At 63.3% G+C, this 20,250-nt stretch carries 21 protein-coding genes; 10 read left to right on the plus strand and 11 right to left on the minus strand.

Translation table 11 applies throughout. The features are described 5' to 3' along the window. Positions 1–9 precede the first annotated feature (9 nt). The 3 genes from AC07Y9_RS08040 to AC07Y9_RS08050 form a co-directional block, all read right to left on the minus strand. Positions 10–639 carry a thiol:disulfide interchange protein DsbA/DsbL gene (locus AC07Y9_RS08040; protein ID WP_007924291.1) on the minus strand — a complete coding sequence of 210 codons (630 nt, stop codon included), beginning with the start codon at positions 637–639 and terminating at the stop codon, positions 10–12. A 195-nt stretch (positions 640–834) separates the two neighbouring features. Further along, positions 835–1,440 (minus strand): c-type cytochrome, encoded by a 606-nt coding sequence (locus AC07Y9_RS08045; RefSeq protein ID WP_009041529.1) that lies wholly within the window; start codon positions 1,438–1,440, stop codon positions 835–837. 45 nt (positions 1,441–1,485) lie between these two features. Further along, complete coding sequence (locus AC07Y9_RS08050; RefSeq protein WP_009041528.1) at positions 1,486–1,776, minus strand: c-type cytochrome; 291 nt, start codon at positions 1,774–1,776, stop codon at positions 1,486–1,488. A 191-nt stretch (positions 1,777–1,967) separates the two neighbouring features. Here AC07Y9_RS08050 and yihA point away from each other — a divergent pair, with 191 nt between their 5' ends. Beyond that, a complete protein-coding gene (gene yihA, locus AC07Y9_RS08055; protein WP_007924293.1) occupies positions 1,968–2,609 on the plus strand; it encodes a ribosome biogenesis GTP-binding protein YihA/YsxC in 642 nt (213 codons plus the stop codon). Positions 2,610–3,032: 423 nt separating this feature from the next. Here yihA and polA read toward each other — a convergent pair whose 3' ends face one another. Next, a complete protein-coding gene (polA, locus tag AC07Y9_RS08060) occupies positions 3,033–5,831 on the minus strand; it encodes a DNA polymerase I (RefSeq protein ID WP_102678767.1) in 2,799 nt (932 codons plus the stop codon). 74 nt (positions 5,832–5,905) lie between these two features. Between polA and AC07Y9_RS08065 the strand changes: the two genes are divergently transcribed. Together AC07Y9_RS08065 and AC07Y9_RS08070 are read left to right on the plus strand one after the other, a co-directional pair. Then, positions 5,906–6,193 carry a DUF2782 domain-containing protein gene (locus AC07Y9_RS08065; protein ID WP_007924295.1) on the plus strand — a complete coding sequence of 96 codons (288 nt, stop codon included), beginning with the start codon at positions 5,906–5,908 and terminating at the stop codon, positions 6,191–6,193. A 62-nt stretch (positions 6,194–6,255) separates the two neighbouring features. Beyond that, on the plus strand, positions 6,256–7,206 hold the full coding sequence (locus AC07Y9_RS08070; RefSeq protein WP_053263253.1) for a homoserine kinase: 951 nt from the start codon (positions 6,256–6,258) through the stop codon (positions 7,204–7,206). A 73-nt stretch (positions 7,207–7,279) separates the two neighbouring features. Here the strand turns inward: AC07Y9_RS08070 and AC07Y9_RS08075 are convergent, their stop codons facing one another. Beyond that, the gene (locus tag AC07Y9_RS08075) at positions 7,280–8,209 is read right to left on the minus strand and encodes a zinc ABC transporter substrate-binding protein (RefSeq protein WP_102678766.1); all 930 of its coding nucleotides are present in this window, start codon (positions 8,207–8,209) and stop codon (positions 7,280–7,282) included. A 57-nt stretch (positions 8,210–8,266) separates the two neighbouring features. Between AC07Y9_RS08075 and zur the strand changes: the two genes are divergently transcribed. Genes zur through AC07Y9_RS08095 form a run of 4 tightly spaced genes read left to right on the plus strand, consistent with a single transcriptional unit; the run spans position 8,267 to position 11,066 of the window. Beyond that, positions 8,267–8,749, plus strand: coding sequence for a zinc uptake transcriptional repressor Zur (gene zur / locus AC07Y9_RS08080; RefSeq protein ID WP_102678765.1), 483 nt, complete (start codon positions 8,267–8,269; stop codon positions 8,747–8,749). Further along, a complete protein-coding gene (znuC, locus tag AC07Y9_RS08085; protein ID WP_007924302.1) occupies positions 8,749–9,534 on the plus strand; it encodes a zinc ABC transporter ATP-binding protein ZnuC in 786 nt (261 codons plus the stop codon). The genes zur and znuC overlap by 1 nt, the downstream gene beginning before the upstream one ends. Then, positions 9,527–10,315, plus strand: a complete 789-nt coding sequence (gene znuB, locus AC07Y9_RS08090; RefSeq protein ID WP_007924303.1) for a zinc ABC transporter permease subunit ZnuB — start codon at positions 9,527–9,529, stop codon at positions 10,313–10,315. Before znuC ends, znuB begins: the two co-directional genes overlap by 8 nt. A gap of 37 nt (positions 10,316–10,352) precedes the next feature. Continuing rightward, positions 10,353–11,066 carry a PA5502 family lipoprotein gene (locus tag AC07Y9_RS08095; protein WP_009041523.1) on the plus strand — a complete coding sequence of 238 codons (714 nt, stop codon included), beginning with the start codon at positions 10,353–10,355 and terminating at the stop codon, positions 11,064–11,066. Positions 11,067–11,179: 113 nt separating this feature from the next. Here the strand turns inward: AC07Y9_RS08095 and katE are convergent, their stop codons facing one another. After that, a complete protein-coding gene (gene katE / locus AC07Y9_RS08100) occupies positions 11,180–13,372 on the minus strand; it encodes a catalase HPII (protein ID WP_256580866.1) in 2,193 nt (730 codons plus the stop codon). A gap of 213 nt (positions 13,373–13,585) precedes the next feature. Between katE and AC07Y9_RS08105 the strand changes: the two genes are divergently transcribed. Genes AC07Y9_RS08105 through AC07Y9_RS08115 form a run of 3 tightly spaced genes read left to right on the plus strand, consistent with a single transcriptional unit; the run spans position 13,586 to position 16,096 of the window. Continuing rightward, positions 13,586–14,593, plus strand: a complete 1,008-nt coding sequence (locus tag AC07Y9_RS08105) for a methionine ABC transporter ATP-binding protein (protein WP_007924306.1) — start codon at positions 13,586–13,588, stop codon at positions 14,591–14,593. Continuing rightward, positions 14,593–15,267, plus strand: a complete 675-nt coding sequence (locus AC07Y9_RS08110) for a methionine ABC transporter permease (protein WP_007924307.1) — start codon at positions 14,593–14,595, stop codon at positions 15,265–15,267. The genes AC07Y9_RS08105 and AC07Y9_RS08110 overlap by 1 nt, the downstream gene beginning before the upstream one ends. A gap of 55 nt (positions 15,268–15,322) precedes the next feature. Continuing rightward, positions 15,323–16,096 carry a MetQ/NlpA family ABC transporter substrate-binding protein gene (locus AC07Y9_RS08115; protein ID WP_007924308.1) on the plus strand — a complete coding sequence of 258 codons (774 nt, stop codon included), beginning with the start codon at positions 15,323–15,325 and terminating at the stop codon, positions 16,094–16,096. A 189-nt stretch (positions 16,097–16,285) separates the two neighbouring features. Here the strand turns inward: AC07Y9_RS08115 and AC07Y9_RS08120 are convergent, their stop codons facing one another. Genes AC07Y9_RS08120 through AC07Y9_RS08140 form a run of 5 tightly spaced genes read right to left on the minus strand, consistent with a single transcriptional unit; the run spans position 16,286 to position 20,194 of the window. After that, positions 16,286–16,921, minus strand: coding sequence for an SCO family protein (locus tag AC07Y9_RS08120; RefSeq protein WP_009041520.1), 636 nt, complete (start codon positions 16,919–16,921; stop codon positions 16,286–16,288). Beyond that, positions 16,918–17,817: a heme o synthase gene (cyoE, locus tag AC07Y9_RS08125; RefSeq protein WP_007924310.1), complete on the minus strand. Its 900-nt coding sequence runs from the start codon at positions 17,815–17,817 to the stop codon at positions 16,918–16,920. The genes AC07Y9_RS08120 and cyoE overlap by 4 nt, the downstream gene beginning before the upstream one ends. Continuing rightward, positions 17,805–18,884 carry a COX15/CtaA family protein gene (locus tag AC07Y9_RS08130; protein WP_007924313.1) on the minus strand — a complete coding sequence of 360 codons (1,080 nt, stop codon included), beginning with the start codon at positions 18,882–18,884 and terminating at the stop codon, positions 17,805–17,807. Before AC07Y9_RS08130 ends, cyoE begins: the two co-directional genes overlap by 13 nt. A 10-nt stretch (positions 18,885–18,894) precedes the next feature. Continuing rightward, positions 18,895–19,488, minus strand: a complete 594-nt coding sequence (locus tag AC07Y9_RS08135) for a PA_0111/PP_0108 family redox-active disulfide protein (protein ID WP_102678764.1) — start codon at positions 19,486–19,488, stop codon at positions 18,895–18,897. Then, a complete protein-coding gene (locus AC07Y9_RS08140; RefSeq protein WP_102678763.1) occupies positions 19,454–20,194 on the minus strand; it encodes an SURF1 family protein in 741 nt (246 codons plus the stop codon). Before AC07Y9_RS08140 ends, AC07Y9_RS08135 begins: the two co-directional genes overlap by 35 nt. Between the last annotated feature and the right edge of the window lie 56 nt (positions 20,195–20,250).

Below are 20,250 nucleotides of genomic sequence, written 5' to 3' on the forward strand. Positions count from 1 at the left end.
GGGGCTCGCTTACTTGGCCGCCCGCTCTTTGGCGATCAGCTGGTCGGCGACGCTCAGGGCACCTTCAGGACCACCGGCGGTGCCCAGGTCGAAACGGTACTTGCCGTTGACGACCATGGTCGGTACGCCAGAGATCTGATAGGCCTGGGCCTTCTTCTTCGCGTCCTCGACCTTGCCTTTGACGGCGAACGAATTGTAGGTGCTCAGGAATTTGTCCTTGTCGACGCCTTCGCCGGCCAGGAACTCGGCCATCTCTTCAGGAGTGGCGAGTTTCTTGCCGCCATGGATGGCTTCAAATACTGCTTTGTGGACCTTGTGCTCGACACCCATGGCTTCCAGGGTGATGAACAGTTGGCCGTGAACGTTCCAGATACCGCCGAACATGGCAGGGATGCGCACGAAGTTGACGTCGGCCGGCAGTTTTTCAGCCCATGGGTTGATGGTCGGCTCGAAGGCGTAGCAGTGCGGGCAGCCATACCAGAACAGCTCGACCACTTCGATCTTGCCAGGCACCGCAACCGGAACGGCGCTGCTCAGCTCTACATATTGTTTACCGGCTTCAAGGGGCTCGGCGGCTTGAGCAGTCATGCCAAACAGGCTGGCGGTGACGAGAGCGGCGCTGAGAATCAGATTACGCATGCTTTACTCCTGAACAAGTAAGGTCGCCTCGCGCGGCCTGTTCGCAGACAGGTCATGGCAGGGCTTGAGTTCGCTAGTGTAGCGGCAGACGCCATAAAAAAGGGCGGCCTGAGCCACCCTTTATGCTTTCATCGACAGATTAATCGATCATTAACGTTGCGCAAGATAGACCCTTTCGCAACATGATCGCCGGCCTCAGTGCAGGCCCTGGATGTAGCTGGATACCGCTTCGATGTCCTTGTTGCTCAGCTTGGCGGCGATGCTGCGCATGATCATGGTGTCGCCGTCGTTGGTGCGGTTGCCTTCGCGGAAGTCGGTCAACTGCTTGGCTACGTACTGAGCATGCTGGCCACCCAGGTGCGGGAAGCCGGCAGCGGCGTTACCCGTGCCATTTGGCGAGTGGCAACCGGTGCAGGAAGGCATGCCTTGATCCAGCTTGCCGCCACGGAACAACTCTTCACCGCGAGCCACGACTTTCGGGTCTGCCGCGCCGACGCTGCCTTTCTGGCTGGCGAAGTAGGCGGAGAGGTCGGCCAGGTCCTGATCGCTCAGGTTGGTCAGCAGGCCGGTCATTTCCAACACCTGGCGCTTGCCGGACTTGATGTCGTGCAACTGCTTGTTCAGGTAACGCTCACCCTGACCCGCCAGCTTTGGAAAGTTAGGCGCCATGCTGTTCCCATCCGGACCATGGCAAGCACCACATACAGCGGCTTTCGCCTGACCGGCAGCAGCGTCGCCTGCAGCATGGGCGACACCTGTGATGCCCAAGGTCAACAGCAGACTCACGAGTAATTTGTTCATCAGCTAATCCAACTACGGCTAAGGGTTAAGAGTTATGGACCGGGATCACTCGCTCATCCAAAGGATGATGGCTCGGTAATCCTCGGCACTGCAGTCCATGCACAAACCACGCGGCGGCATCGCCTTGAAACCCTGGGTCACGTGTTGCACCAGCGTCTCCATACCTTGCGCCAGCCTCGGCGCCCAAGCTCCCTGGTCCCCCTTGCGGGGAGCCGTTGGTAGTTGGCCGGAATGACAAGCCCCACAAACACGGTTGTACACAGCTTCCGGATCCTGTGTAGCCTGAGCGCTGTAAAGCGGTATCAGGACGCCGGCAGCCAGCAGCCATTTCGTCATAAAACGACCTTTTCAGGGTTGAGAGCGTGCTGCGTTCTAATGCGCAATCAAGGTCTATCGCTCTCGTGAACTTCATCCTACGCTGGGACAAAGCGCACACAAAATCTGCGGCATTATATACTGGCGCTACTGAAACGGAAACGACACCGCTCGCCGCGTCCATTCTCGGCACCGCCCCTATCGGAAATCCCATGCAACTCAAAAATCCCATTCTTGGTCTGTGCCAACAGTCCACTTTCATGCTCAGCGCCGCCAAAGTCGATCAATGCCCCGACGACGAAGGCTTCGAAGTGGCCTTCGCCGGGCGTTCCAACGCTGGCAAATCCAGCGCCCTGAATACCCTGACCCATGCCAGCCTGGCACGCACCTCGAAAACTCCGGGCCGCACGCAGCTGTTGAACTTCTTCAAGCTAGACGACGATCGCCGTCTGGTCGACCTGCCGGGTTACGGTTACGCGAAAGTACCGATCCCGCTCAAGCAACACTGGCAGCGTCACCTGGAAGCCTACCTGGGCAGCCGCGAGAGCCTGAAAGGGTTGATTCTGATGATGGACATCCGCCATCCGATGACCGACTTCGACCTGCTGATGCTCGACTGGGCCGTTGCCAGCGGCATGCCGATGCACATCCTGCTGACCAAGGCCGACAAACTGACCTACGGCGCGGCCAAGAACACCCTGCTCAAGGTGCAGTCGCAAATCCGTAAGGGCTGGGGCGATAACGTCACCATCCAGCTGTTTTCGGCACCAAAACGCATGGGCCTGGAAGAGGCCTACACTGTACTGGCGGGCTGGATGGAACTGGCGGACAAAGGCGCCGAAACCGAGGCCTGAAAGACATACGCAAAACTGCCTGTGGTGTGATCAGGCAAGGCAAAAACTGGCGGGAACGGCTGGGGTCGCATTCGACTTTAGGGGCCTAAATGAGCATTTCCCGCCAGTTTTTAACGCAGCATGATCGCGCCACAGGCAGTTTTGGGGCAAAAAAAACCCCGGACTTCGTATGGGGAGGGGAAGTTCGGGGTCCAAGTTCCGGACCGCTAGGGCGGGGTCCAGATATCTGCCAACACTTAACACAACATAGGAGCATCGAAGGGCTTCACCAGCCATTCAGTTACTCTGAGTGGGCTTTCACTGATTAAGTTCCGGGAGGTTTCAAAAACTATTGGCAATAGTCGATGAAATTTTCCGCACTAATAGCTCTTCGCTAGCCTTCGCCGCGGCACTATGCCGCGGCCAAAGTACTGCCTTCTCGCCTCAGTGCGCCTCATCCCAGTTACTGCCCACCCCGACTTCGACCAGCAGCGGCACATCCAGGGTCGCGGCATTGCTCATGTAGCCGCGAATCTCCTCGCTCACCTTGTCCACCAGGTCTTCGCGCACTTCCAGCACCAGTTCGTCGTGCACTTGCAGGATGACCTTGGCATCCAGGCCTGAGGCCGTCAGCCAGTTGTCTACCGCCACCATGGCCTTCTTGATGATGTCGGCCGCCGTGCCCTGCATCGGTGCGTTGATCGCCGTACGTTCGGCGCCGGCGCGTTCCTGCGGCTTGTTGGAGTTGATCTCCGGCAAGTACAGGCGGCGGCCGAACAGGGTTTCCACATAACCCTGTTCCGCGGCCTGGGCGCGGGTGCGGTCCATGTATTCGCGCACGCCGGGGTAGCGGGCGAAGTAGGTGTCGATATAGGCCTTGGCAGTCTTGGTATCGACGCCGATATCCTTGCCGAGCTTCTGCGCGCCCATGCCATAGATCAGGCCGAAGTTGATCGCCTTGGCGCTGCGGCGCTGATCGGAACTGACGTCCTTGAGCTCGACCTTGAACACTTCGGCCGCGGTGGCCGCGTGCACGTCGAGGTTGTTGCGGAAGGCATTCAGCAGCCCTTCGTCGCGGGACAGGTGCGCCATGATCCGCAGTTCGATCTGCGAATAGTCCGCCGCCAGCAGCTTGTAGCCAGGCGGCGCGATGAAGGCCTGGCGGATGCGCCGGCCTTCGGCGGTACGCACCGGGATGTTCTGCAGGTTCGGATCGCTGGAAGACAAACGCCCGGTAGACGCGACTGCCTGGTGATAGGAGGTGTGGATTCGCCCGGTACGCGGGTTGATCTGCTCCGGCAGGCGGTCGGTGTAGGTGCTCTTGAGCTTGCTCATGGAGCGGTACTGCATCAGCACCTTGGGCAGCGGGTAGTCGTCCTCGGCCAACTTGGCCAGCACTTCTTCAGCGGTGGACGGCTGGCCTTTGGCAGTCTTCTTCAGCACCGGCAGGCCGAGCTTGTCGTAGAGGATGACTCCCAGTTGCTTGGGCGAACCCAGGTTGAACTCTTCGCCAGCGATCTCGAAGGCTTCACGCTCCAGCGCCACCATCTTGTCGCCCAGTTCGATACTCTGCACGCCCAGCAGGTCGGCGTCCACCAAGGCACCCTGGCGCTCGATCCGCGCCAGCACCGGCACCACGGGCATTTCAATATCGCTGAGCACGCTGGCCAGGCTCGGGATCGCGGCCAGTTTTTCATGCAAGACCTGATGCAGGCGCAGGGTCACATCGGCGTCTTCCGCCGCATAAGGTCCGGCCTGCTCAAGAGCAATCTGGTCGAAGGTCAGCTGCTTGGCGCCCTTGCCGGCGATGTCCTGGAAACTCACGGTGGTATGGCCCAGGTATTTCTCCGCCAGGCTGTCCATGTCATGCCGGGTGGCGGTGGAGTTGAGCACGTAGGACTCGAGCATGGTGTCGAAGGCGACCCCGCGCACCGTGATGCCGTTGGCCTGATCGCCGCCTATGGCGCAGTTGGCCAGGATATTCATGTCGAACTTGGCATGCTGGCCGACCTTGAGTTTGTTCGGGTCTTCGAGAATCGGCTTCAGGGCGCGCAGGACGGTGTCGCGATCTAGTTGTTCCGGCACGTCAAGGTAGGAGTGAGTCAGCGGAATATAAGCCGCTTCGTTGGCCTGCGCGGCGAAGGACAGCCCCACGAGCTGCGCCTGCTGGGCGTCGATGCCGGTGGTTTCGGTATCGAAGGCGAACAGTTTGGCGTTCTTCAGTTTTTCCAGCCAGACATCGAAACGCGCCTGATCGAGGATGGTTTCGTACCGGGCTTCGACAACCACCGGCACTTCGATCTCGGCCTGAGTCAACAAGTCGGCCACCGGTTCAGAGGCGGCGACACTCAACTCCAGGCGCTTGGCATCGCGCTGCAGCTCGTCGAGCCAGCTCTTGAACTCCAGCAGGCTGTACAGCTCGACCAGTTTGTCGCGATCCGGTTCGCCCAGGTGCAGGTCGTCCAGGCCGACATCCAGCGGCACATCGACCTTGATCGTCGCCAGCTGATAGGAGAGGAAAGCCATCTCTTTGTGCTCTTCGAGCTTGGCCGGCAGGGTCTTGGCCCCGCGAATCGGCAGGCTCGGGACGATATCGAGCTGTGCATACAGCTCGTTCAGGCCACCGTTCACCCCCACCAACAGGCCGGAAGCAGTCTTCGGGCCGATGCCCGGCACACCCGGAATGTTGTCGGAGGAGTCGCCCATCAGCGCCAGGTAATCGATGATCTGCTCGGGAGCGACGCCGAATTTCTCCTTCACGCCCTCCACGTCCATGCTGCTACCGGACATGGTGTTGACCAGCGTAATGTGCCCATCCACCAACTGCGCCATGTCCTTGTCGCCGGTGGAGATCACCACCGGCCGGTCGGCCGCCGCGCTGCTGCGGGCCAGGGTGCCGATCACGTCGTCCGCCTCGACGCCCTCGACGCACAGCAGCGGAAAGCCCAGGGCGATCACGCTGGCGTGCAGCGGTTCGATCTGCACCCGCATGTCGTCGGGCATGCTCGGGCGATTGGCCTTGTACTCGGCGTACATGTCATCGCGGAAGGTCCCGCCCTTGGCGTCGAACACCACGGCGAACGGGCTGTCCGGGTACTGCTTGCGCAGACTCTTGAGCATGTTCAGCACGCCCTTGACCGCACCGGTCGGCATGCCTTTGGAAGTGGTCAGCGGGGGCAGCGCGTGGAAGGCGCGGTACAGGTAGGACGAACCGTCCACCAGGACGAGGGGGGCTTGGCTCATGAGCAGGATCAACCTTTTCGGCGGGTCCGGCGCTAGAATAGCGGGACCGTTGACGACAAAGGGACAAGGTTATCATGCGCACACTAAATCGCTTGCTGCTGGCCAGCCTGATTGCAATCGCGCCGATGGCCGTGATTGCGGCGGAGGATGCGCCATCGGCGGATCCGGAAGTAACCATTCGCACGGAAGGCGACAAGACCATCCAGGAGTACCGCCAGAACGGTTTCCTGTACGCCATCAAGGTCACACCGAAGGTCGGCAAACCCTACTTTCTGGTGCGCGCCGACGGTTCCGATGGCAATTTCATTCGTTCTGACCAGCCGGATATGCTGATTCCGGCATGGAAAATTTTCGAGTGGTAAACCACTCCTAACTTCAACCGGCGCTGGCTCGACAGCGGCGCCCGTACTGGCAGTTTTTAACCATGTCTGTGTTTACTCCCCTGGCTCGGCCCGAGCTGGAAACCTTTCTCGCCCCTTACGGGCTCGGCCGCCTGCTTGACTTCCAGGGGATTGCCGCTGGTAGCGAAAACACCAACTTCTTCATCAGCCTGGAACAGGGCGAATTCGTCCTGACCCTGGTCGAGCGAGGCCCGGTCCAGGAAATGCCGTTCTTCATCGAACTGCTGGACGTGCTGCACGACGCCGACCTGCCGGTGCCTTACGCCCTTCGCACCACCGACGGCGTGGCCCTGCGCGAGCTGGCCGGCAAGCCGGCGCTGCTGCAGCCGCGCCTGGCCGGCAAGCACATCAAGGAAGCCAATGCCCAGCATTGCGCGCAGGTCGGCGAGCTGCTGGCTCATCTACACCTGGCGACCAAGGACAACATGATCAAGCGCAAGACCGATCGTGGCCTGGACTGGATGCAGGAAGAAGGCTCGCAGATGCTGTCCCATCTCGACCCGCAGGCGCGGGACCTGCTGCAGCGGGCCCTGGATGAAATCGACGAGCAGAAGGTGAAGATCCTCGCGCTGCCTCGGGCCAACATCCACGCCGACCTGTTCCGCGACAACGCGATGTTCGAAGGCACGCACCTGACCGGGCTGATCGACTTCTACAACGCCTGCTCCGGGCCGATGCTGTATGACGTGGCGATTGCCCTGAACGACTGGTGTTCCGACGCCGACGGCCTACTCGACGGCTCGCGCGCCCGGGCCCTGCTGGGTGCCTACGCGGCCCTGCGTCCGTTCACCGCCGCCGAGGCCGAGCTGTGGCCAACCATGCTGCGGGTGGCCTGCGTGCGCTTCTGGCTGTCGCGCCTGATCGCCGCCGAGTCCTTTGCCGGACAGGACGTGCTGATTCACGATCCGATGGAGTTCCAGCTGCGCCTGGCCCAGCGTCAGCAGGTCAGCGCGCCATTGCCGTTCGCCCTCTGAAAGCCTCGCGGGCAAGCCCGCCCCTACGTTCTCTTGTAGGAGCGCGGCTTGCCCGCGATAGCGTCAGCCGTCTTTACAACGATTCCAGGCAACCCGCCAGATCGTTGCCCAGCTTCTCCAGCACCTGCTCATAACCCTGCGCCGTGGCCGGGGTGTAGCCGCCCAGCGCATCGAGTTCCGCCAGCTTCACCGGCAAACCCGCCACCAGGGTTTCGGCCAGGCGTGGGCGCAATGGCGGCTCGCTGAAGACACAGGTCTTGCCGACCTGCTGCAAGCGCGCGCGCATCGCCGCTACGTGCTGGGCGCCCGGCTGCACTTCGGCCGCCACGCTGAACACGCCCGCATGCTTGAGCCCATAAGCGTCTTCGAAGTAATCGAAGGCTTCATGGAAGACGAAATAAGGCTTGCCGGAGATCGGGGCCAGGCGGGCTTTCAAACGGGCGTCCAGGGCATCCAGGCGCTGGTCGAAGGCCTTGGCGTTGCTCTGGTAACGCGCGGCGTTGGCCGGGTCCGCGGCACTCAGGTCGAGCGCCATGCGGTCGGCGATGATCCGCGCGTTGACCGGCGACAGCCACAGGTGCGCATCGAGGCTGCCTGGACGATGATCGTGGTCATGTTCGTCGGCTTCTTCAGCGTGCGAGTGGTTATCTTCGGCGAAATGGCGGAGTTTCAGGCCTGGCAGGTCCTGCACCGCCAGCGCTGGCAGCGTGCGGCCCTTGAGGACCCGCGGCAGGAAGCTCTCCATGTCCGGGCCGATCCAGTACAGCAAATCCACCGACTGCACCTTGCGCACATCGGAAGGACGCAGCGCATAGTTGTGCGGCGATGCGCCCGGCGGCAGCAGGACCTCGGGCACGGCGATGCCGTCCTGGACGGCGGCGGCGATCAATTGCAGGGGTTTGATGCTGGTCAGGACCCGGACTTCGGCCTGGGCCGAGCTGATCACGAACAAACTGGCGGTAATAGCGACAAAAAAGGCAAAAAGTCGGGACACGATGACCACTCGAAGAGGCGAGAACGGGTAACATAATAACGTCTCTCACCATTATCGTCGCCGCTCATGCCTAAAACCCCCCTTGCCAGTCGCCCCCACGACCACTCTCACTGCGTACACAGCGCACTGTCCGAGGCCGATGCCCTGTGCGCCCGCCAAGGCCTGCGCCTGACCGCCCTGCGTCGGCGGGTGCTGGAACTGGTCTGGCAAAGCCACAAGCCGCTGGGTGCCTACGACATCCTCGCCGTGCTCAGCGAACAGGACGGTCGCCGCGCCGCGCCGCCAACCGTGTACCGCGCCCTGGATTTCCTCCTGGAAAACGGCTTGGTACATCGCATCGCCTCGCTCAACGCCTTCGTCGGCTGCAATCACCCGGAACACGCGCACCAGGGCCAGTTCCTGATCTGCCGCGCCTGCCACGCCGCCATCGAGCTTGAACAGAAATCCATCAGCGACGCGATCATCAGCAGCGCGCGCGATGTCGGCTTCGTCGTCGAAGGCCAGACCGTCGAAGTGGTCGGCCTCTGCTCGGGTTGCCAGGGGGCTTGATGAGCAATGCCTTGATTCGCCTCGACCAGGTCGCGGTGACCTTTGCCGGGCAGACCGTGCTGGACAACATCCAGCTCAGCGTCGAGCCTGGGCAGATCGTCACGCTGATCGGCCCCAACGGCGCCGGCAAGACCACCCTGGTGCGCGCCGTGCTCGGCCTGCTCAAGCCGGACAGCGGCAGCGTCTGGCGCAAGCCGAAGCTGCGGGTCGGCTACATGCCGCAGAAGCTGCATGTCGACCCGACATTACCGCTGTCGGTGCTGCGTTTCCTGCGCCTGGTGCCCGGCGTGGACCGCGCGACAGCCCTGGCCGCACTGAACGAAGTTGGCGCCGAACAGGTGATCGACAGCCCGGTGCAGAGCATTTCCGGCGGCGAGATGCAGCGCGTGCTGCTGGCCCGCGCCCTGCTGCGCGAGCCGGAATTGCTGGTACTGGACGAGCCGGTACAAGGCGTGGACGTCGCCGGCCAGGCCGAGCTGTACAGCCTGATCACCCGTTTGCGCGACCGCCACGGTTGCGGCGTGCTGATGGTCTCCCACGACCTGCACCTGGTGATGAGCACCACCGACCAGGTGGTCTGCCTCAATCGCCACGTGTGCTGCTCCGGCCACCCGGAACAGGTCAGCGGCGACCCGGCCTTCGTCGAGCTGTTCGGCCAGAACGCGCCAAGCCTGGCGATCTATCACCACCATCACGACCACGCCCACGACCTGCACGGTTCGGTAGTCACCGGGGCCGCGGCCGGCCACGTTCATGTTCACGGAGATAGCTGCAAGCATGGCTGATTTTCTGTTGTACGCCCTGCTCGCAGGCCTGGCGCTGGCGCTGGTGGCAGGTCCCCTGGGATCGTTCGTGGTCTGGCGGCGCATGGCCTATTTCGGCGACACCCTGTCCCATGCCGCCTTGCTCGGCGTGGCCCTGGGCTTTCTGCTGGATGTCAGCCCGGCGGTGGCGGTGACCGTCGGCTGCCTGCTGCTGGCGGTGCTGCTGGTCACCCTGCAACAGCGCCAGCCGCTGGCTTCCGATACGTTGCTGGGGATTCTCGCCCCCAGCACCCTCTCCCTCGGGCTGGTGGTACTAAGCTTCATGCATGACGTGCGGATCGACCTGATGGCCTATCTGTTCGGCGACCTGCTGGCGATCAGCCCCGGCGACCTGGCGTGGATTCTTGGCGGCAGCGCCGCGGTCCTGCTGCTATTGGTAGCCCTGTGGCGACCGTTGCTGGCGATCACCGTGCACGAGGAGCTGGCCAGGGTCGAAGGCCTGCCGGTGGCGTCGCTGCGCCTGGCGCTGATGCTGTTGATCGCGGTGGTGATCGCGGTGGCGATGAAGATCGTCGGGGTCTTGCTGATCACTTCGCTGCTGATCATCCCGGCGGCTGCGGCCCAACGTCACGCCCGCTCCCCGGAGCAGATGGCGCTGGGCGCGAGCCTGCTGGGCATACTCGCGGTCTGTGGCGGGCTGGCGTTGTCGTGGTTCAAGGACACCCCTGCGGGGCCGTCGATCGTGGTCACGGCGGCCGCATTGTTTCTGCTGAGTTTTGTCCTGCCCCGTCGAGGGGTGTAGACTTGCTCGCTTTTTGCGCAATTAGAGAGTCGCAGGAATGAAGCCGTTCGCCTCCCGTTATCTGCTCCTTGTCGCATTTTCCCTGCTGCTGGGCGCCTGCCAGAGCACGCCGCCGGCTGAAGTGCCCGACGCCCGGGCCACGGCCATCGCACAGCTGCAGCAAAATATCGCCAGCAGCGAACTGGCCACCGCCGAAGACCAGTTGAGCGCCTTGCAGGCCCAGTCGCCCAACGACCCGCAGCTCGAGCAATACCAGCGCCAGCTGGCCGAAGCCTACCTGCAGCGCAGCCAGATCGTGTTGCAAAAGGGTGATGTCAACGCCGCCGCTACGGCCCTGAGCCGCGCCCGCGCGCTGATGCCCAAGGCACCGGCCCTGACCGGCGGCGTCGATGGCGCCATCACCCAGGCCCGTAAAGCCGAGCTGGAAAAAGCCGAAGCCGCGCTCAAGGCCGCTGAAGCCCGGCCGCCAGCCAAGCTGATCGACCCGGCCGCCGAGAGCACCACCATTGCGCTGAACCTCAGCGATATCAAGCAACTGCGTCGGCAACTCGATGCGATCGCCGCCGATGTGGTGAATTACCAGTGCGACGTGAGCATCCAGGCGCCACGCACCGAAGATTACCCTTGGCTGAAGACCCTGCTGAGCAAGCGGGTGAAAAAGCTCGACGGCGAGTTCGACCTGCAGATCGAGCGGCAGATCCTGCGCCACATCCCGGCACAGATGGTGCTGACGCCACGCAAACCCCAATAACGCCACCTCTGTAGGAGCGAGCGGGCGGCGATCCGACTTGCCCGCGATAAACGCTAACGCGGTGCCAAACCCTTTCGCACGCAAGCTGTGCTCCTACAGAAGCGCCAGCAGCATCAGGCCGGAATCGCCTTGGCCTTCGGCTCCCGCTCCCAGACCCGGTGATGGGCAATCGCGTTGAAGAACGCCTTCAACGCCTTGGCATCCCCGCCGACGATCAACCCCGCATCCACTTCCAGCTTGAGTACATCCAGCAACTGCTTGGCCTCGCCCTGCAAGGCAATCGCCTTGAGGTGCTTGTAGGCTTCGAGCAGGTAATGCAGGGCCACGCCATCGCCGCTCAAGGCCTGTATCGACTTGGCGCCACCCGGCACGAACACCGCGTCGAACGCCACTGACGGTAGCCCTTCCATGGAAGCGTCCACCGGCAGGGTCTTGCCATCCACCGTGGTCACGGGCGCGGAGGTCGGGCCCAGCAACCTGGCGTGGGCGCCTTCGGCTTGCAGGGCCTTTTTCAAGGCGTCGATCGCCTTGCCGTCGACCCCGTTCGCCGCCAGGATCGCCACTTTGCGGGTCTTGATATCCCCCGACAGCAGGTTGGCCTGACTCAGGGCCGGCGAGTGATCGAGGGACAGCTCAGGCACGTCGACCGTACCGCGCTTGGGCACCGGCAAGCCCAGGTTCTGCGCGACCCGCTTGGCCAGCTCGAGATCGATATTGGCCAGGATCTCGTTGACCTGGCGCGCACGGATCCACTCGCGCTCGACCTTGCCCAGCTCGAAGCTGTAGGCGGCGATGATGTGTTCCTGCTCATGCGTGCTCATGCTCTTGAAGAACAGTCGCGCCTGGGAGAAGTGGTCGCTGAAGGACGGGCTGCGCTGGCGGATCTTGTGCGCGTCGATGCGCTCGCTGTAGCTCTCGAAACCGCCATCCTCGGCCGCGGGCGGCGTCTCTTTCGGCCAGCCACCATCGATGGAATTGGGCTCGTAGGAGGCCCGCCCCTTATCGATGGTGGTGCGGTGCATGGCATCGCGCTGGCCGTTGTGGAAGGGCGCCAGCGGGCGGTTGATCGGCAGCTCATGGAAGTTCGGCCCGCCGAGGCGGCTGATTTGCGTATCGGTGTAGGAGAACAGCCGGCCCTGCAGCAGCGGGTCGTTGGAGAAGTCGATGCCCGGCACGATATGCCCCGGGCAGAAGGCAACCTGCTCGGTCTCGGCGAAGAAGTTGTCCGGGTTGCGGTTGAGCACCATCTTGCCCAGGGGCGTGATCGGCACCAGCTCCTCGGGGATCAACTTGGTCGGGTCGAGAATGTCGAAATCGAACTTGTGCTCGTTTTCCTCGACGATCACCTGCACACCCAGTTCCCACTCCGGGTAATCGCCGCTCTCGATCGACTCCCACAGGTCGCGGCGATGGAAGTCGGTGTCCTTGCCCGCCAGCTTTTGCGCCTCGTCCCAGACCAGGGAACAGGTGCCCACTGTCGGCCGCCAGTGGAACTTGACGAAGCTGGAGGTGCCTTCGGCATTGATGAAACGAAAGGTGTGCACGCCAAAGCCCTGCATGCTGCGCAGGCTTTTCGGAATCGCCCGGTCGGACATGGCCCAGATCACCATGTGCGCCGATTCCGGCTGCAGCGACACGAAGTCCCAGAAGGTGTCGTGGGCCGAGCCACCGGTGGGGATCTCGTTGTGCGGCTCGGGTTTGACCGCATGGACGAAGTCGGGAAACTTGATCGCGTCCTGGATGAAGAACACCGGCATGTTGTTGCCCACCAGGTCGAAGTTGCCTTCGTCGGTGAAGAACTTCACGGCAAAACCGCGCACGTCGCGCACGGTGTCGCCAGAGCCGCGCGGCCCCTGCACCGTGGAGAAACGCACGAACACCGGGGTCTTCTTGCCCGGATCGCGCAGGAAGCCGGCCTTGGTCAGGGCCGAATGATTCTCGTAGGCCTGGAAGTAGCCATGGGCACCGACGCCACGGGCATGGACGATACGCTCCGGGATCCGCTCATGGTCGAAGTGCGTGATCTTCTCCCGCATGATGAAGTCTTCCAGCAGCGAGGGCCCGCGGGCGCCGGCCTTCAGGGTGTTCTGGTTATCGGCGACCTTGACCCCCTGGTTGGTGCGCAACGCCTGTTCGGTGGCGTCGGAGCGGAAGGTCTCCAGGCTGTGCAGCTTGCTGTTGGTGTTGCCGCGATCCAGGGTCTCGGTCCCGGCCATCTGGCTTTTCGGTGCGCTTGGCTTCTTGCTGCTCATCAGGCAAAACTCCTCGTTGGCGAAGCCCCGGCGGGGCGGGGCTTCATCGGTCAAAATCGCCAGGCACGGCACCTGGCTTTTTTCGAGTGGCTTATTGAGTGACTGATGAGGTTTGGCGCCGTTCCTTTTTTATGACCTTTGATCGCGTTATTGCCAAATCGAAGGATGAATACAAAATAAATGCTAAGAACCTCTATACGGACAGGCTAAAATGCGCGCCCGGCTAACCGCTGATCCTTTTCTAACGCGCCCCACAAGGTTCGCTACGTGATCGAGTTTCAAAACGTCCATAAAACCTACCGGGTCGCCGGTAAGGATATTCCCGCCCTGCATCCGACCAGCCTGAAGGTCGAGAACGGCCAGGTATTCGGCCTGATCGGCCATTCCGGCGCGGGCAAAAGTACCCTGCTGCGCCTGATCAACCGCCTGGAAAACCCCAGTGGTGGCAAGATCGTCGTCGACGACGAGGAAGTCACCGCCCTGGACGCCAACGGCCTGCGCCGCTTCCGCCAGCAGGTCGGGATGATCTTCCAGCACTTCAACCTGCTGGCCTCCAAGACCGTGGCCGACAACGTCGCGCTGCCGCTGACCCTGGCCGGCGAGCTGTCGCGCAGCGCGATCGACCAGCGCGTGGCCGAGTTGCTGGCCCGCGTCGGTCTTTCCGATCACGCCAAGAAATACCCAGCCCAGCTGTCCGGCGGGCAGAAGCAGCGCGTCGGCATCGCCCGCGCCCTGGCGACCAAGCCGAAGATCCTGCTGTGCGACGAAGCCACCAGCGCCCTGGACCCGCAGACCACCGCGTCGGTCCTGCAGCTGCTGGCCGAGATCAACCGTGAACTGAAGCTGACCATCGTGCTGATCACCCATGAAATGGACGTGATCCGTCGCGTCTGCGACCAGGTAGCAGTGATGGACGCCGGGGTGATCGTCGAGCAGGGGTCGGTGGCTGAGGTGTTCCTGCATCCCAAGCACCCGACCACCAAGCGTTTCGTCCAGGAAGACGAGCAGATCGACGAAAGCGAACAGCGCGACGACTTCGCCCACGTGCCAGGGCGCATCGTGCGCCTGACCTTCCAGGGCGATGCCACCTACGCGCCGCTGCTGGGCACCGTGGCCCGCGAAACCGGGGTGGACTACAGCATCCTCGCCGGCCGTATCGACCGCATCAAAGACGTCCCTTACGGGCAACTGACCCTGGCTATCACCGGCGGTGACATGGAGGCGGCCTTCGCCCACTTCACCGCGGCGGATGTCCACATGGAGGTGCTGCGCTAATGGAACTGCTGACAAGTTTCTTCGCCAATATCGACTGGTACGAAATCTGGCTGGCCACCGGCGACACCCTGCTGATGCTCGGTGGCTCGCTGCTGTTCACCGTGCTGCTGGGCCTGCCCCTGGGCGTGCTGCTGTTCCTCTGCAGCCCGCGCCAGTTGCTGGAGCAGAAGAGCCTCTACGCCCTGCTGTCGCTGCTGGTGAACATCCTGCGCTCGCTGCCGTTCATCATCCTGCTGATCGTGATGATCCCGTTCACCGTGCTGATCACCGGTACTTCCCTGGGTGTCGCCGGCGCGATCCCGCCCCTGGTGGTCGGCGCCACGCCGTTCTTCGCTCGCCTGGTGGAGACCGCCCTGCGCGAAGTGGACCGCGGCATCATCGAAGCCACCCAGTCCATGGGCGCGACCACCCGGCAGATCATCACCAACGCCCTGCTGCCGGAAGCCCGTCCGGGTATTTTCGCGGCAATTACCGTGACAGCGATTACCCTTGTTTCCTACACCGCCATGGCGGGCGTGGTAGGCGCGGGCGGTCTCGGCGACCTGGCGATCCGCTTCGGTTACCAGCGCTTCCAGACCGATGTGATGGTGGTCACCGTGGTGCTGTTGCTGGTGCTGGTTCAAGTTCTGCAAACCGTCGGCGACAAGCTGGTGGTGCACTTTTCCCGAAAATAAGTCGGCCCTGGCCGGCAGGCGTCCGGCACCGGGCGCCTCACAAGGAGCTAGCTGGATGAAAAAACTACTCGTCGCTTTCGCCGCCGTTGCCGCGTTCTCCGCGCACGCCGCTGACACCCTGACCGTGGCCGCCACTCCGGTGCCTCACGCCGAGATCCTCGAATTCGTGAAGCCGGCGCTGGCCAAGGAAGGCGTGGACCTGAAGGTCAAGGTCTTCACCGACTACATCCAGCCGAACGTGCAGGTCGCGGAAAAGCGCCTGGACGCCAACTTCTTCCAGCACCAGCCGTACCTGGATGAGTTCAACAAGGCCAAGGGCACCCACCTGGTAAGCGTTGCCGGCGTGCACCTGGAGCCGCTGGGCGCCTACTCCAACAAGTTCAAGAAGCTCGAAGAACTGCCGGGCGGCGCCAACGTGGTGATCCCCAACGACGCCACCAACGGCGGCCGTGCCTTGCTGCTGCTGGCCAAAGCCGGCCTGATCAAGCTCAAGGACTCCAACAACATCCTGTCCACGGTCAAAGACATCACCGAGAACAGCAAGGACCTGAAATTCCGTGAGCTGGAAGCCGCGACCATCCCGCGCGTGCTGACCCAGGTCGACCTGGCGCTGATCAACACCAACTACGCCCTGGAAGCCAAGCTGGACCCATCCAAGGACGCCCTGGTGATCGAAGGCAAGGACTCGCCTTACGTGAACATCCTGGTGGCCCGTCCTGACGACAAGGACTCGGACGCCATGAAGAAACTGGTTGCCGCCCTGCACAGCCCCGAGGTGAAGCAATTCATTCTCGAGAAATACAAAGGCGCCGTGGTACCGGCGTTCTGATCGGTTGCAGAAACACAAACGGGGCGCCTTGAGGCGCCCCGTTTCGTTTCAGTTGCCTGCCGAGTTCCCTGTAGCCGCTGCCACAGGCTGCAATCGGCTCCGCAGGAGACGTGCTCTTGAGGCCCTCGGAAGGCGCTACGCGCCTTATCGCAGCCTGCGACAGCGGCTACAGGATTCAGGCGTCCCGGGTTACTTGCGCTGCAACATCACCGGCAGCTGGGCCACCAGTTTCTGGTTGTTCAGCGGCGCGCGGATGAAGCCGCGCTGGGTGCCGTCCGGGCCGATCACCGCCAGGTTGCCGCTGTGGTCGACGGTGTAGTTGGGCTTGCTGGTGTCCGCTGGAATGAACGGGATGCTCACCGCGTTGGCGAGCTTCTGCACGTCCGCCACCGAGGTCGCAGTCAGGCCCTTGAAGTCCTTGTCGAAGTAGCCCAGGTACTGTTTCAGCTGCTGCGGCGTGTCGCGGTTCGGGTCGACGCTGACCAGCACCACCTGCAGGTTATCCACCGCCTCCTTGGGCAGCTCGCTCTTGATCTGGCGCAGCTGGGCCAGGGTAGTCGGGCAGATATCCGGGCAGAAGGTGTAGCCGAAGAACAGCAGGCTCCACTTGCCCTTGAGCTCATTGAGCACCACCGGCTGGCCTTCCTGGTCGGTCATCTTCACATCCGGCAGGTTGCGGCTCTGGGGCAGCAGGATGATCCCGGCGTCGATCAACGCGGTCGGATCCCCCTGGTTCTTGCCGGTCAGCACTTTGTTGACGGTGAGCCCCAGCACCAGGGCCACCAGCGCCACGAGAATAAAGACGGTTTTCTGAGTTCGAGTCATAGGTTCAACAATAGGTAGTGGTCTACGAGCAGCGCGATAAACAGCAGGAACAAGTAATAAATAGAGTACTTGAAGGTGTTGATCGCCGCGTGCGGCCGACTGCCACGGTACAGCACCCAGGCCCATTGCAGAAAGCGCGCGCCCAGGCCCAGGGCACAAATCAGGTAGAGCATGCCGCTCATGTGGATCGCATAAGGCAGCAGGCTGACCGCCAGCAAGGCGCAGGTGTAGAGCAGGATATGCACCTTGGTGTAGTGCTCGCCGTGGGTCACCGGCAGCATCGGGATGTCGGCCTTGGCGTATTCCTCCTTGCGGTGAATGGCCAGCGCCCAGAAGTGCGGCGGGGTCCAGGCGAAGATGATCAGCACCAGCAGCAGCGGTTCGGCGGTCACATGGCCGGTGGCCGCGACCCAGCCCAACAGCGGCGGCGCGGCCCCGGCCAGGCCGCCGATCACGATGTTCTGCGGGGTCGCCCGCTTGAGGAAGCCGGTGTAGATCACCGCATAACCGAGCAACGACGCCAGGGTCAGCCAGGCGGTCAGCGGGTTGGTGAACGCCAGCAGCAAGGCTTGCCCGGCGATGGCCAGCAGCAGGGCGAAACCCAGCGCCGCCGCCGGCGACACCCGGCCTTCGGCCAGCGGCCGTTTGTGGGTGCGCGCCATGACTGCATCGATCCGCCGGTCCACCACATGGTTCACCGCTGCCGCCGCGCCAGCGCACAGGGCGATGCCCAGGTTGCCGAACACCAGCACCGTCCACGGCACCCCGGCGCGAGTGGCGAGGAACATGCCCACCAGCGAGGTGATGAGCATCAGCACCACCACCTTGGGTTTGGTCAGCTCCAGGTAGTCACGCCAGATCGCCTGGCGGTGACGCTCGCCGATCAGAGTCGCCATGGCATCTCTCCTTTTATGGTTATGGGCCCGGCGGCGTGTTTGCGCGGGCTCAGGCGCCAGCCCAGCGGCAGGTGCGAGCGGGCGCGGACCAGGCTGGTGCGGGCGTGATAATTGACCAGCACCAGGGTCAGCAGCAGCGCAGCGCCGCCGGCGTTATGCGCCACGGCCACCGGCAGCGGCAGGTGGAACAGCACATTGCTGATGCCAAGGCCGATCTGCGCCGCCAGCGCTACCAGCACCAGCCCGGCGAGGCGGGTCATGCCCACATGCTTGAGTTGCCAGGCCAGGCCGAGCAACACCAGGGTCACCAGCAACGCGCCGATGCGATGGGTCAGATGGATGGCCGTGCGCGCGTCGCTGTCGAGCTGCCCGCCCAGGTAGTTGGGGCCGATGTGCTGGGTCAGGTGAAAGCCATTGGCGAAATCCGCCGCCGGCCACCACTGGCCGTGACAGGTCGGCAAGTCGATGCAGGCCACCGCCGCGTAGTTGGAGCTGACCCAGCCGCCCAGGGCGATCTGCCCGATCACCAGCACCAGCCCGGCCGTGGCCCAGTATTGCAGGCGCCGCGGCACGATCAGCGCCGGCAGCACCCCGGACAGCCGTAGCGTCAGCAAGAACAGCAGGCTCAAGGTGGCGAAGCCGCCCAGCAGGTGCGCGGTGACGACTTGCGGCCACAGCTTGAGGGTCACCGTCCACATGCCGAACAAGGCCTGGGCGAACACCACCGAAAGCAGGAACAGCGGCAGTTTCAGCGGTTGCCCGGGATGATGCCGGTGGGTCCAGGAGCGTGCCGCCAACAGCACGATCAACAGGCCCAGGGTGCCGGCGAAATAGCGGTGGATCATCTCGTTCCAGCCCTTGTGGGCTTCCACCGGAGTGTCGGGAAAATGCAGTTCGGCATGGGCCAGCTGGGCTTCGCTTTTCGGCACGCTGATGAAACCGTAGCAACCCGGCCAGTCCGGGCAGCCGAGGCCGGCGTGGGTCAGCCGGGTGTAGGCGCCGAGCAGCACCACGATCAGCGCCAGCAAGGTGGCAAACAAGGCGAGGCGAAATCCAGGTTTGGCCATGACGATGCCCTTATCCGATGTTCGACAGTTTCAGCAGATGACGCAGGTCGTTGAGCAGGTCCTTGCCCTTGACCCGGGCGTCGTAGCGCAGGACCAGGTTGCCGTGCGGGTCGACGATCCACAGCAGCGGTGCGCCCTGGTCGCTGGCGCCCTTGGTGAAGGTCGGCAGGTCCAGTGGGTAGCGTTGCAGTTGCGGGTATTCGCGTTGCAGCTTGGCCTGGTAGTCGGCGGCCAGCGGCTGGACGGCGGCCAGGGCGTGGCTGGCCCGGGAGGCGTCGCGGCCGAGGGAGATCTGGATCTGCCGCGCCAGGTACACCAGTTGCTGGCAATCCACGGCGCAGTCCCTGGGCGCGGTGACCAGGATCTGCCAGCGCGTCTCGTCGGCCTGGACCCCGATATCGGCGCGGCTCTGGCCGTTGCCGATCAGCTCGCCGTGGTAGCTGCGGCTTTCCGGCACCCAGAACTGCAACTTGTACATGCCGGTGGCGAGGATCATCGGGCCGATCACCATGGCCACGATCAGCAGCAGCTGCCAGCGTCCGCGGCGCCGGTTATGCGGCGCCTGGGCCTCAGAAATGTTGGGTGGATTCATGGCCGCTCCCATGGTGTTTCTCCCTTGCGTTATGCCATCCGAGATAGAGGTACAAAGCGCACAGGGCCAGCGCCATGGCGAACCACTGCACGGCGTAGCCCAGGTGTTTTTCCGGCCCCATGGCCACCACCGGCCATTCGGTCATGTAGGCGCCCGGACCAGCCTCCTGGCGCAGCTCGTAGGCAAAACCGCTGCGTCCCAGTTCACTCCAGAGCCTGGCCGGGTCGACCGTCGTCACCAGCCGCGGCCACTGGGCACTCAGTGGGTCGGCGTGCAGTTGAAAGGTCGCGCCGGGGGCGACATAGACCCAGGCATCGAGGCTCAACGACTGTTCCGGGGTGTTGAATGCGGGCGGCGTGCGCCGGTCCGGCCAGGGCAGCCAGCCACGGTTGAGCAGCAGCCATTGACCGCTGGCCTGGTCGAGAAAGGGTTGCAGCAGCTCGACCCCGACCTTGCCTTCATGCATGCGGTTATCCAGCAACAGGCTGTGGGCCGCATCGAAGCGACCATGCAATTGCACCCGGCGGAAAGCCGGATCAGGGGCAACCTGCAGCTCATCCACGGTCAAAGGCTCGGCCACCCGCCGTTCGGCGTAGCTGGCCAGCAGCTCGCGCTTCTGTTCGCCCCGGCCCAGTTGCCAGAACCCGAGCGTCACCAGCACCGGCAGCAACGCCAACACCACCAGGGTCGGCAGCACGCCCGGACGAAAACCGTTCATGGCAGCGCCCGAAAGTGGCGAGATCGACTGGCTATACTCAAGCGCATCGCGTTTCT

It is taken from the genome of Pseudomonas sp. GW456-L12 (assembly GCF_059424045.1).